Source organism: Pseudomonas sp. F8002 (assembly GCF_013385495.1).
GTDB lineage: Bacteria > Pseudomonadota > Gammaproteobacteria > Pseudomonadales > Pseudomonadaceae > Aquipseudomonas.
The window spans coordinates 1-12,008 of record NZ_JACAPW010000064.1 but is presented as its reverse complement, the minus strand read 5'-3'; the positions used below and the strand labels follow the sequence as shown (position 1 = coordinate 12,008).

The window sequence follows — 12,008 nt, the reverse complement described above, 5'->3', positions numbered from 1 at the left end:
GCCGAGTGGTGGGGCAAGAGCGTTTTGCTTACTTTTGCGCTTTTCAAAAGTGAGCCGCTGTAAGAGCGGAACCAATAGCAGCCGTTACCCAAATAACGGATATACACCCAAAACTTCCCTAATCGTGCAAAGCCTTAGCCGCCCCCAACAACCCCCGAAACTTCAAATATCGCGCCTGCAAAACAGCCTGTTGAGCGCCGTCCGGGAAAAACCGTTGCTTCACCGGCATCCCCGCCTGCAACAGCGCCGTGCCCTGGCCGCTCGACAGGAACCCCAACTTCGCTGCACCAATACACGCCCCCAACTCACTCCCGTGCAACGTGTAGATCTCCCGCCCAAGAATATTGGCCAGCAACTGCGCCCAATACTCACTGCGCGCCCCGCCCCCCACCAACGCACAAGCCCCCACCGAGGCCCCGGCCGACTGCACCGCACTCAGCGCATCCAACAACCCGAACCCAACCCCCTCCATCACCGCATAACCCAGCATGGCCGGCGTGCAGTCATGCCCCAGGCTCATGAAACCACCCCGCAACAACGGGTCGTTATGGGGCGTGCGCTCCCCCGCCAAATACGGCAAAAACAACGGATTGGAAACCGGCACGCCCTGCCCGATCGGCCACTCGGCCTGCACCCGATCCAGCAACGCCTGCTCATCAACCGACCCCGTCAACCGCGTCACCCACCGCAAGCAACTGGCCCCGGCCAGCATGGCGCCCATGGTGTACCAGCGATTAGGCAACGCATGACAAAAACTATGCACCGCACTCGCCGGATTCCCCGCCGAGTGATCAGTAATCGCCACGATGGCCGCACTCGTCCCCAACGTGATAAACGCATCACCCGCATTCACCGCCCCTATGCCCACCGCCGCCACCGGGTTGTCCCCGCCACCGCCGGCAATCACCAGGCCCTCGGCCAAGCCCAGTCGCCCCGCCGCAGCCGCATTCAAACAAGCACTGGCCGCGCCACCTTCTACCAGCCGTGGCATCTGCGCCAACCGCAAACCCGTGGCCTGCAGCATCGGTTCAAACCATTCACGGTTGGCCACATCCAGCCACAGCGTCCCCGCACCATCGGACACATCACTCACGCGCTCACCACTCAAGCGCAGGCGCAGGTAATCCTTGGGCGACAGCACGCAATCAATGGCGCTGAATACCGCCGGTTCATGCTCCTGCAACCACAGCAGCTTGGGCGCCGTGAGACCGGCCATCGGCAAGCTGCCGGTGACGTCGGCAAACTCACTGCCCAAGGCTTCAGCCTGGGCCATGGCACGGGAGTCATCCCAGAGAATCGCCGGGTACAACACCCGGTCGTCTTGCCCCAGCAATACCGCCCCGTGCATCTGCCCGGACAACCCGATGCAGCCGACACGGCCGTAGGCATCCGGCTGATCAGTGCGCAGTTGGTCCAAGGCCTTCAGGCATGCTTGCCACCAATCCTCAGGTACCTGCTCGGACCAGCCTGCGTGCGGGCGCGAGACCGTCAGCCGCGCGCCCGCATGGGCGAGGACGTTGCCTTGCTGGTCCATCAGGATCGCCTTGAGTTCCGAAGTGCCGAGATCAATGCCAAGGGAAACCGCGTTGTTCATATCAGGGGCAGCCGCATGAGTTACGAATCTTCAGGGTGGGCGCGAGCCGCACGCTGTGTGTTTTACGCTTGGGCGACGCCATGCGCTCAAGCAGCAGGTTGACCGCCCGGGCGCCGAGTTCCTGGACCGGCTGTGCGATCAGGGTCAGGCGTGGCACGAAGAAATCCGCCCAGTCAAAATCATCGAAGCCCACCAGGGCCATCTGCCCGGGCACGTCGATATTCGCATCACGCAAGGCGTGCATCGCACCCAGGGTCATCAGGTTGTTGCCCGCCATGATTGCCGTGGGCGGTGTTGCCAGGGCCAATAACTGCGCGGTCGCTTGCCGTGCCGGCTCGCTGCTGGAGCCGCCGTTGACCAGCAACTGCGGGTCAAACACCAACCCTGCCGCCTGCAACGCGGCTTGATAGCCGGCCACTCGTTCATCGGAAGTGCCGAGCCCCGCGCGCCCGGAAATAAAGCCGATGCGCCGGTGGCCATGCTCGATCAAGTGCGCCACCAGGGCCTGGGTCGACTGGGTGTTTTCCACCCCGACCTGATCGAAACGATCACACATCATCCGATCCACCAGCACCGCCGGCACTTGATTGGCCTGCAGGTATTCCAGGGCCAGCGAACCGGTAGACGGCGCCAGCAGAATGCCGTCCACCCGCCGATGGTGCAGCGCCGTGACCACACGCAGTTCCTGTTCGGGATCGTCGTGGGTATCGACAAACAACATCATGTAGCCGTGCTTGGCGCACTCGGTTTCAATCGCGTGCACCGTTTCGCTGAAGTAGTGGTTGGACAGCGCCGAGATCGCCACGCCAATGGTATTGGTGGTGGATCGAGCCAGCGAGCGCGCCAGCGTATTGGGGATGTAGCCCACCTGCCGGATCGCGCTCTGCACCGCTTGCACCGTGTCCGGGCTGACCTTGCGGGTGCCGTTCAAGACGTGGGAAACCGTCGACGTCGACACCCCTGCAATTCTTGCCACATCCTCCATGGTTGCCACGGTGCTCACTCCTGGTTTCTTTTAATGTTTGCTGGACCAACCGCTGTAGGAACCGACGTTATCGCGGGTGATCAATTTTGGCGCCAGCAGGGTAACCGCTTCGGCGGGTTGTTTGTCATTGAGAATGTCATTGCCGACATTGACGGCGGTCTGGGCCATGGCCCATGGGTCCTGGCTGGCGGAGGCCTGGATCAGGGTGTCGGTCTTCAGGGCATTCTCGATGTCCGGCGCGCCGTCCACGGAGGTGATGATGATGCCGCTGCGTTTCAGTTGCTTGGCCGCCAGGTCGCTGCCGATGGCTTGCGGGTCGTTGATCGCGAACAGGCCGTCGATTTTCTGGAAGCGCGTCAGGTAACCCTGCATCACGTTCAAGCCACCTTCGCGGGAGCCCTTGCCGTCCTGGTCGTCCGACAGCACCTTGATCTCCGGGGCGCTGGCCAGCGCGGCTTTGCAGCCTTTGACCCGATCGGTCACGGCGGTGACTTGCGGGCCGTTCTGAATGATCACATTGCCCTTGCCCGACAGTTTGTCGACGATGAACTGGCAGGCGAGCTTGCCGGCCTCGACGTTGTCGGTCTGCACCGTGGCATTCACGCCCTTGGCGTCGACGTCCACGGCCACCACCACGATCCCGGCGTCGCGGGCTTTCTTGATCGCCGAGGCCATGGCCGACGGGTCGACGGCGTTGAGCAGGATCAGGTCGACCTTGGACGAGATGAAGTTGTCGATCTGCGAGAACTGCTTGCTCAGGTCATAGTCGGCCGACACCGAGGTGACTTTCACCGCCGGGTTCAGCTCCTTGGCCCGCGCCGTGGCACCGTCGGCCAAGGTCACGAAATACGGGTTGCCCAGGGAACCCATGCTGATGCCGATGGCTTTCAGTTCACGGGCTTCTACGGTTTGGGACATCAACACGGCAACGCCCAGGGAGGCGACAACAGGAAACATGCGTTTGAAGTTCATGATGACTCTCTTGTGATTGTTGTTTGAGTGAAATCAGGTCCGCGCACCGGACTGGCGATAGCGATCCAGCGCTACCGCGCCAATGATCACGATGCCCTTGATGATGTACTGCCAGATATCCGAGACGCCCAGCAGCACCAGGCCGTTGGTCAACACCGCGATGATCAGCGCACCAATCAGCGTGCCGCCGATGGTGCCGACGCCGCCGGTAAAACTGGTACCGCCGAGGATCACTGCGGCAATCGCATCCAGCTCATAGGATTGCCCCAGTTGCAGGCCATTGGCGGCGAACAGGCGTGACGCGCTCATCACCGCGCCCAACCCGGCCAACGCACCGGACATGGCATAGACGAACAGCAGGACCTTCCACACCTTGATCCCCGACAGCCGCGCCGCTTCCGGGTTGCCGCCCACGGAGTAGATCTGCACCCCCATCACCGTGCGCCGCAGGATGAACCACGATAGCGCGATCACGGCCACGGCGATGATCACCAGCCAAGGCACGCCCAGCACCGAATCGTTGCCAATAAAGGCAAACGGCAAATCAGGGTTGAACACGGTCTTGTCGTCGGCCAGCAACCGCGCCAACCCGCGCATGGCGGTCAGCGCACCCAGGGTGACGATAAACGGCGGCAGGCGCATGAAGGCGATCAGGCCGCCGTTGACCAGGCCCAGCAACAGGCCGAAGCCAACTCCGGCGGCAATCCCGAACATGCCGAACTGCGGTGACATCGACGCTTGCAACGCAACCACAGCCGAAGCCGCAAGAATCGCTCCCACCGACAAGTCGATGCCCGCGGTGAGAATCACGAAGGTCATGCCCGCCGCCAGCACCACGTTGACCGACGCCTGCTGGGTGATGATCGACAGGTTCTGCACCGTCATGAAGTTTTCGCTGGCCAGGGCAAAGCCCACCAGCAGCAGCACCAGCACCGGCAACATGCCCACCGTGCGCATCAGTTCGCGAATACGCTCAGCCTTGCCGATCGTTGCCACAGTCATGGTGTTGCTCCCGCTTGTCGTTGAATTAGCCATGGGCGGCCACCTGTTCGCTGCCGGTGGCGAGGTCGATGATCGCCTCCTGGGAAATATCCAGCCCCGATGCCCCGCCCACTTCGGCCACCAGTTGCCCTTCGCGCATGATCAGCACGCGGTCGCAGGTGCCGATGATTTCCGGCAGTTCGCTGGAGATCACCACGATGCCTACGCCGGCCTTGGCCAACTGGTTGATGATGCGGTAGATCTCGGATTTGGAGCCGATGTCCACGCCACGGGTGGGCTCGTCGAGGATCAGCACATGCGGCTTGACCTCCAGCAGCCGTGCCAGCAGCACCTTCTGCTGGTTGCCACCGGACAACGCGCCGACGTTGACCTTGCCCGACGCCACGCGGATCGACAGGGACTTGATCGCATCGCGTGAGCGTTGTGCGGCGTGGCCACGGTCGAGCACGCCACCGGCATGGGCATCCGGCACACACGCACAGACGTTGATGTTGTCGGCCACGCTCATGTCGAGAAACAGACCCTGGGCCTTGCGGTCCTCGGTGAGGTAGACGACACCGGCACGAATCGCATCCGCCGGGTTGCGCAGTTGGGTCACGGTTTTGCCGACCACCTCCAGGGTGCCGGAGGTGCGTGGGTCGGCGGCAAAGATCAGCCGTGCCAGTTCGGTACGGCCAGCGCCCACCAGCCCGGCAATGCCCAGCACTTCACCGGCGTGCAGGTCGAAGCTGCAGTTGCGCACGCGCTTGCCGTCGGCCATGTCGCGCACGCGCATCACCACCTGGCCGGGGTCGTAGGCCGCATGTTCCTTCTTGTAGAAACCTGACAGGTCGCGGCCCACCATCATCTTCACCAGCACTTCGGCCGACAGCACGTCCCGCGCCAGTTCGCCGACGTACTCGCCGTCCCGCAGCACCGAGACCCGGTCCGACAGCTCGTAGATTTCCGCCATTCGGTGGCTGATGTAGATGATCGCCAGGCCCTGGCTGCGCAGCTGTTTGATCAGCGCGAACAGGCGGTCGGTCTCCCGGGAGGACAACGGCGTGGTGGGCTCGTCCATCACCAGGATTTTTGCGTGGGCATGCAAGGCCCGGGCGATTTCCACCAGTTGGCGCTCGGCGATGGATAGGCTGGCGACGCGGGTGGTGGGCAGGAACTCCGCACCGAGCCTTGCCAGCACCTCGGCCACCCCGGCTTCCATGCCCTTGCGGTCGATGGTCCAGCCACGGCGCAGTTCACGGCCCAGGTAAATGTTCTCGGCCACCGTGAGGTTCGGGCACAGGCTGAGTTCCTGATAGATCACGGCAATGCCGAGGGCTTTGGCGGAGGCTGGGTTGTAGCTGGCGACGGGCTGGCCATCGATGCGGATGGTGCCGCCGTCGTCGGCCTGGTAGGCACCGGAGAGGATCTTCATCAAGGTCGATTTGCCGGCGCCGTTCTCACCCATCAAGGCGTGGATTTCACCGGGGTAGACCTTCAGGCTGACGTTCTTGAGCACCCGCAGACCGTTGAAGGTCTTGCTGATGCCCTGCATTTCAAGCAAGGGTTCAAGGCTCATGACTGAGCTCCTGGTTTTATTATTGTTGTGTTCGGGCGTTTGCCAATGGCAGTCATCGGCAGACCTGATTGCTGCCGACTCTAATCAGATACATTTGCTTACGCAAGCGCTTGCGTCAGCCGTTTATCGTTTGATTAAACGTTTCACCTGATGAATAAATGTTCATCCAGCGACCTGGAGTGACTAATTGCAGATAAAACCGCCGTTTTTCCACCTTCACCTATCCGATTGAGTGTTTTTCTAAAAATAACACCGCGTTTGGCCACTACGATCCCTGTCGGTTGCGGTTTATCTGCTATCGTCCAAAGACCTCATCTCCTCCTCATCGCGCCTGCGCGATCTTCTGTGAGCATGCTCTGCGGCGCCGCCTTTGGCAGCGTCGGGCCTGAAGTTCACGGAACACTGCACGATGGACAACTCTTCAGTCGACAGCCCGGCGGAGCCGCAATCCCGGGCTGAAAAAATCGTCGAATTCAAACGCCAGAAAACCCTGCTCAAGGCCGGCGCCTTGCAAGATGCGATCTTCAACAGCGCCTACTTCTCCAGCATCGCCACCGACGAAAAAGGCGTAATCCAGATTTTCAACGTCGGCGCCGAACGCATGCTTGGCTACGCCGCCGCCGATGTGCTGAACCGCGTCACACCGGCCGACATTTCCGACCCCGCCGAGCTGATCACCCGCGCCGCTGCCCTCAGCCTGGAACTGGACACACCGATCACGCCGGGCTTTGAGGCCCTGGTGTTCAAGGCCTCCCGGGGCATCGAAGACATTTACGAACTGACCTATATCCGCAAGGACAACAGTCGCCTGTCGGCCATGGTGTCGGTGACCGCCCTGCGCAACCGCAACGACGCGATCATCGGCTACCTGCTGATCGGCACCGACAACACCGCGCGCAAGCAGGAAGAGGCGCAACGCAAAGGTTTCGAGCGTGCCCTGGAAGAGAAAAACCTGGAGCTGGAACACGCCAGCCACATGAAGTCCGAGTTCCTTGCCACCATGTCCCACGAGCTGCGCACGCCGCTGAATGCGGTGATCGGTTTTTCCGAGGCGCTCAAGGACGGCCTGGTGGGCGACATGAGCGATATCCAGCGCGAGTACATCGGCGATATCTTCACCAGCGGCCAGCACTTGCTGTCGCTGATCAACGACATCCTCGACCTGTCCAAGGTCGAGGCCGGCATGATGGACCTGGAACTGGAAGCCGTGGAGTTGGCCGGCCTGTTGGCCAACAGCCTGCTGATCGTGCGGGAAAAGGCCGCATTGCAGCGCATCCAGTTGAAACTCGAAAGCCCGGACGACTTCGGCGCGCTGGAACTTGACCTGCGCAAGACCAAACAGATCATCTACAACCTGCTGGCCAACGCGGTGAAGTTCAGCGAGCACGGCGGCTCCGTGACCCTGTCGGTGCGCGAGGTGAGTCGTGCACAAGTCGGGCAGGTTCCCGGCGACTGGCCCACCTACGGTTTTGCCCTGCAACCCAGCGAGCACCAACAGTTCCTGGAATTCAGCGTCAGCGACACCGGCATCGGGATCGCCCGGCACGACATGAGCAAGCTGTTCAAGGCTTTCAGCCAGATCGACAGCAGCCTGGCGCGCAAATTCGAAGGCACGGGCCTGGGCCTGGCGATGGTCAAGCAACTCACCGACCTGCACGGCGGCAGTGTCGCCGTGGCCAGCCGCGAAGGCGAAGGCGCGCGGTTTGTGGTGTGGCTGCCGCTGCACCGTGCCGCAGATGCGGAGGCCCCATGGCCGAAATCCTGATCGTCGAAGACAACGAGGCCAATATGCGCCTCGCCCGCCTGTTGCTGGTGAACGCCGGCCACAGCGTGTTGTGGGCCGCCGATGCCGAGACCGGGCTGACCCTGGCCCGGGAAAAACAACCGGCATTGATCCTGATGGACATCCAGTTGCCGGGCATGGACGGCCTGGCAGCCACGTCACTGCTCAAGCAGGACCCTCATACCGCGCACATCCCGGTGATCGCCCTGACGGCCATGGCCATGAAGGAAGACCGTGACAAGACCCTGCGGGCCGGCTGCGACGCCTACATCATCAAGCCCCTGCGCTACAAAGAGCTGTACCAGGTGATCGATACGCTGCTGCAGAAGCACATTACTCCTCCGACTTGAGTCCTCTCCATGGCCAGCCAACCCGCAACGCTGTTGATCGTCGATGATGAAATCCAGGTGCGCAAGCTGCTGGAAACCCTGCTGCGCCACGAGGGTTACCAGACCGTGAGCGCCGCCAGTGGTGAAGAAGCCTTGCAGGTGGTGGCGCAACGGCCGCCGGACTTGATCCTGCTGGACATCATGATGCCGGGCATGGACGGTTACGAAGTGGCCAACCAGCTCAAGGGCAACCCGGCCACGGCGAACATTCCGATCATCATGCTTTCGGCATTGAGTGAGTCCAGCGCGCGGCTCAGTGGCCTGGAAACCGGTGCTGAAGAATTCATCAGCAAGCCGGTGGAACGGGTCGAGTTATGGCTACGGGTGCGCAACCTGCTGCGGCTCAAGGCCCACGGCGATCAGTTGAAAAACCATAGCCTGTTGTTGGAGCAGCAACTTAAACACCACCAACATGAATCCTCGCGGCTGAATGTGCATGACCTGGCGCGCCTGGACCTGGAAAAAGCCCTGCGCGTGGCGGTCGAGCGCGAAGAATTCGTGCTGCATTACCAACCCAAGGTCGAACTGGCCAACGGTCAGGTGTGCGCCCTTGAGGCCCTGCTGCGCTGGGACCGGCCTGGTTACGGTGCAGTGTCTCCGGCGGTCTTCATACCGATCCTGGAAAGCCAGGGCTTGATCGTCACGCTCGGGCGTTGGGTGATCGACAACGTGTGCCGCCAGATCGCAGCCTGGCAATCCGGCACGGTGGGCGCGGTGGAGGTATCGGTCAACGTTTCGGGGCATCAATTGATCGAGGGCGACCTGATTGCCGATATCGCCCAGTCCCTCGCCCAGGCCGGCGTAGAAGCGCATTGGCTGGAAGTTGAATTGACCGAAGGCTCGCTGATGGAGAACACCCAGCACACCATCGCCAGCTTGCAGCGCCTGCGGGCGATGGGGGTGAAGATCTCCATCGACGACTTCGGCACCGGCTATTCCAGCCTGGCCTACCTGCGGCGGTTCCCGATCGATACGCTGAAAATCGATATCGCGTTTATCCGCGAAGTCACCAGCAACCCGCAGGACGCGGCTATCACCCGCACCATCATCGAACTGGCCCACAGCCTGAAGCTGCGAGTGGTGGCCGAAGGCGTGGAAACCCAGGCGCAGCTGGAGTTTCTGCGGGAAGCCGGCTGCGATCAGATCCAGGGGTATCTGTTCAGCCGGCCTTTGCCGATGAAGGAGTTGGAGCGCCTGCTGCTGGATAAGCGCAGCCTGGTCAGGCCGCAGCCTCACTGACTTCGAACAACCCCACCAGCTTCTGCAACTTGTTGGCATTGACCCGCACGGTTTCCGCGCTGGTCTGCAACACCCCTACGGTCAGGCGCATTTGCTCCGAAGAGTGGCTGACCTGCTTGATGGTCTTGCCATAGTCGAGGCTGCGGGCGTTGAGCTGCTGGATGATGCTGAACATGCTCTCCACCGCCTGGTGCAGGTGCACGTTCTCCGAGGAGGCGTCCTCGGCCAGGCGCAGGCTGCTGTCGACGTTGGTCACGCCGTTTTCCATGAAGCCTACGGCCTTGCGGGTTTCGCCTTGCAGGCCCTCGACCATCTGGCGAATGTCTTCCGCTGCCTTGGAAGTGCGTGACGCCAGGGTGCGGACTTCGTCGGCCACCACCGCAAAACCGCGGCCATGCTCGCCCGCCCGCGCCGCTTCGATGGCCGCATTCAGGGCCAGCAGGTTGGTCTGGTTGGTGATGTCGCTGATCAACCCGGTGATGTTGCTGATCTGTGCCATGCGGCTGTCCAGCAGTTGCACGCTTTCCGAGGAGCGCTGCACCACATCGCGAATCGACTGGGTGCCGACCTGTACCGCGAGGAATTGCTCGCGGGCTCGGCTGACCACCTCGTCCATGGCCTGCTTCATTTGCTCGGCGCTCACCGAGGCTTGCTGGATTTCTCCCAGTTGCTCTTCAACGATGATCATCATGCGGTGGGTCGCGTCGGCCACTTCATGGGACATCAACCCGGCCGCCTCGCTGCGGCCGAGCATCAATTGGTTGGTGTTGCCAACGCTGTGGCTGGCCTTGACCACCTGGCCGACCACCGAATCCAGGCGGTCGATGAAGCTGTTGATCCAGCGGCTCATGTCGCCGGTTTCGTCGTTGACCATGCGCCCGCTGTCCAGGCGTTGGCGCAGGTTGCCCTCGCCTTCGGCAATGGTGCGGATGACCTCGGTCATTTCATTCAGGCGTGCGGCCAGGCGCCTGGGGCCCAGGCGGCTGAACAGCAAGGCCGCGACGACCATGCTCAGCACCTCGCACGCATCGGTCCAGGCGGCGGGCAAACCACTGTAGTGACGGACCAGGAAGTTGCAGGCAAACAGGCCGGCCATGGTCGCCAGATAGGGCTTCATCAAGCCGTGGCTCAGGGAGCGCCGGCGGTAGACCTCTTCCAGGTCGGCCTCGCACATCATGCCCCAGCGATCCGGCGAGCCCGGCAGTTCGAAGGTCACGCCCTTGCCCACCACCGGGATGTGACGGTAGTCGGAATAGCCGGGATAAGTGACAAACAGGTTCGAGCCCTTGCGGATGGTTTCCCGCACGCCGGGGTGCAGTTGTTGGGTGGCGGGGTCGATAAACCGCAATTCCAGCTCGGTGTGGCGCTGGATCTGTACGGTTTTCCAGGGTGTGTGCACGCCGCTCTTGAGATTTTCGCCGTGGGTGAAGGTGCCGTCCTCGAAGCGTGACCGGGACAGCGCAATGCCCGGCTGCAGCGCCGGGTCGAAGCGCGATTGCACCATGAACAGGTAGTTATCGCCGGACTCGGGGAAGATATGCCCGGCCTCGCGCTGGATCAAATCCCCGAGTATGTCGTTGGGCACCCGACCGCAGAGGCAGCCGACCAACCTGCCCTCGCGGGTCAATGGTTGGTAGAACATCAGGGTCACTTCGTCATGGAAGCGCGAAGACGAAGGGCCGATCTGCAAGGTCAGCGGGTCGCTGTAGGGACCGTGGAGGAATGGCGCCTTGAGCCCGGCGGCCAGGGCTTGTTGATTGAGCGCGCGTTGACTGGCCTGGCTCCAGGTACTCGCCAGTAATTCGCCCTTTGGGTCGACGATAAACAGCTCGGAGAAATCCCCGGCCTGGTGCAGTTTTTCCAGCAGCAGGCTGTTGTCGGTGAGCACGGAATCGCGGGCCAGTGTCGTGGCCAGTTCGTTGAGATGTTCCCACTGTTCGCGGGTCCAGGTTTGCAGGAGTTTGACCCGGGTTTCGGCAATGGCCTCGAAGGTTTGCTCCATCACCGGGTACACCGCGCGGTTGAGGTGGCAGGACCAGCCCATGGCGAACTTGCCGGTCTTGCCCCACCAGGGCAGCCAGCTTTTCTCGGCGGAAGATAACTGCATCGTGCTGCTCGACAGGCTGCTCATGGCGGACTCCGGGAGTGATGTCTAATTGCCATATTTCAAGGCAATTAATGCGCCAATTAGCTAGCTTGCTATTGATTAGGCTGCCTGGCCTGTCATGCGGGTCAACGGGAGCGAGCTTCCTCGCTACAAAAAGCTGCATGCAATCAAGAGCATGCACCAGCGGGTGGCAGTGAGATCGCTTGTCGGGTGGGATGTCCCAGGGGGGGCCGTGGTTTTCGAGATCGAATATCGGCGGACTTTTGAGGGCATATCCGTTATTTGGGTAACGGCGGCTTATGGTTTCGCTCTTACAGCGAGTCACTTTGCAAAAGCGGCAAAGTAACCAAAGCGCTCTGCCCCGCCTGTCGGCGCCTCG

Annotated in this window: 9 protein-coding genes; 3 read left to right on the top strand and 6 right to left on the bottom strand. The window is 61.9% G+C overall.

The features are described 5' to 3' along the window. Nucleotides 1–118: 118 nt before the first annotated feature. From xylB to HX811_RS31735, 5 genes are read right to left on the bottom strand one after another with little or no spacing between them, the layout of a single operon-like run. Nucleotides 119–1,594 carry a xylulokinase gene (xylB, locus tag HX811_RS31755; protein ID WP_177048882.1) on the bottom strand — a complete coding sequence of 492 codons (1,476 nt, stop codon included), beginning with the start codon at nucleotides 1,592–1,594 and terminating at the stop codon, nucleotides 119–121. Between the two features lies 1 nt (nucleotide 1,595). Beyond that, complete coding sequence (locus HX811_RS31750) at nucleotides 1,596–2,588, bottom strand: LacI family DNA-binding transcriptional regulator (protein WP_177048880.1); 993 nt, start codon at nucleotides 2,586–2,588, stop codon at nucleotides 1,596–1,598. Between the two features lie 21 nt (nucleotides 2,589–2,609). Next, the gene (locus tag HX811_RS31745; RefSeq protein ID WP_177048878.1) at nucleotides 2,610–3,551 is read right to left on the bottom strand and encodes an ABC transporter substrate-binding protein; all 942 of its coding nucleotides are present in this window, start codon (nucleotides 3,549–3,551) and stop codon (nucleotides 2,610–2,612) included. A gap of 33 nt (nucleotides 3,552–3,584) precedes the next feature. Next, complete coding sequence (locus HX811_RS31740) at nucleotides 3,585–4,553, bottom strand: hypothetical protein (RefSeq protein ID WP_003209708.1); 969 nt, start codon at nucleotides 4,551–4,553, stop codon at nucleotides 3,585–3,587. A 25-nt stretch (nucleotides 4,554–4,578) separates the two neighbouring features. Further along, nucleotides 4,579–6,111, bottom strand: coding sequence for a sugar ABC transporter ATP-binding protein (locus tag HX811_RS31735; protein WP_003209705.1), 1,533 nt, complete (start codon nucleotides 6,109–6,111; stop codon nucleotides 4,579–4,581). Nucleotides 6,112–6,520: 409 nt separating this feature from the next. Between HX811_RS31735 and HX811_RS31730 the strand changes: the two genes are divergently transcribed. From HX811_RS31730 to HX811_RS31720, 3 genes are read left to right on the top strand one after another with little or no spacing between them, the layout of a single operon-like run. After that, nucleotides 6,521–7,876, top strand: coding sequence for a HAMP domain-containing sensor histidine kinase (locus HX811_RS31730; RefSeq protein ID WP_177048876.1), 1,356 nt, complete (start codon nucleotides 6,521–6,523; stop codon nucleotides 7,874–7,876). Then, nucleotides 7,861–8,244: a response regulator gene (locus tag HX811_RS31725; RefSeq protein WP_177048874.1), complete on the top strand. Its 384-nt coding sequence runs from the start codon at nucleotides 7,861–7,863 to the stop codon at nucleotides 8,242–8,244. Before HX811_RS31730 ends, HX811_RS31725 begins: the two co-directional genes overlap by 16 nt. Nucleotides 8,245–8,253: 9 nt before the next feature. Then, complete coding sequence (locus HX811_RS31720; RefSeq protein WP_177048872.1) at nucleotides 8,254–9,522, top strand: EAL domain-containing response regulator; 1,269 nt, start codon at nucleotides 8,254–8,256, stop codon at nucleotides 9,520–9,522. On the opposite strand, the gene HX811_RS32360 is transcribed toward HX811_RS31720, so the two are convergent. Next, complete coding sequence (locus HX811_RS32360; protein ID WP_371132487.1) at nucleotides 9,503–10,138, bottom strand: methyl-accepting chemotaxis protein; 636 nt, start codon at nucleotides 10,136–10,138, stop codon at nucleotides 9,503–9,505. The genes HX811_RS31720 and HX811_RS32360 overlap by 20 nt on opposite strands. Nucleotides 10,139–12,008 lie beyond the last annotated feature (1,870 nt).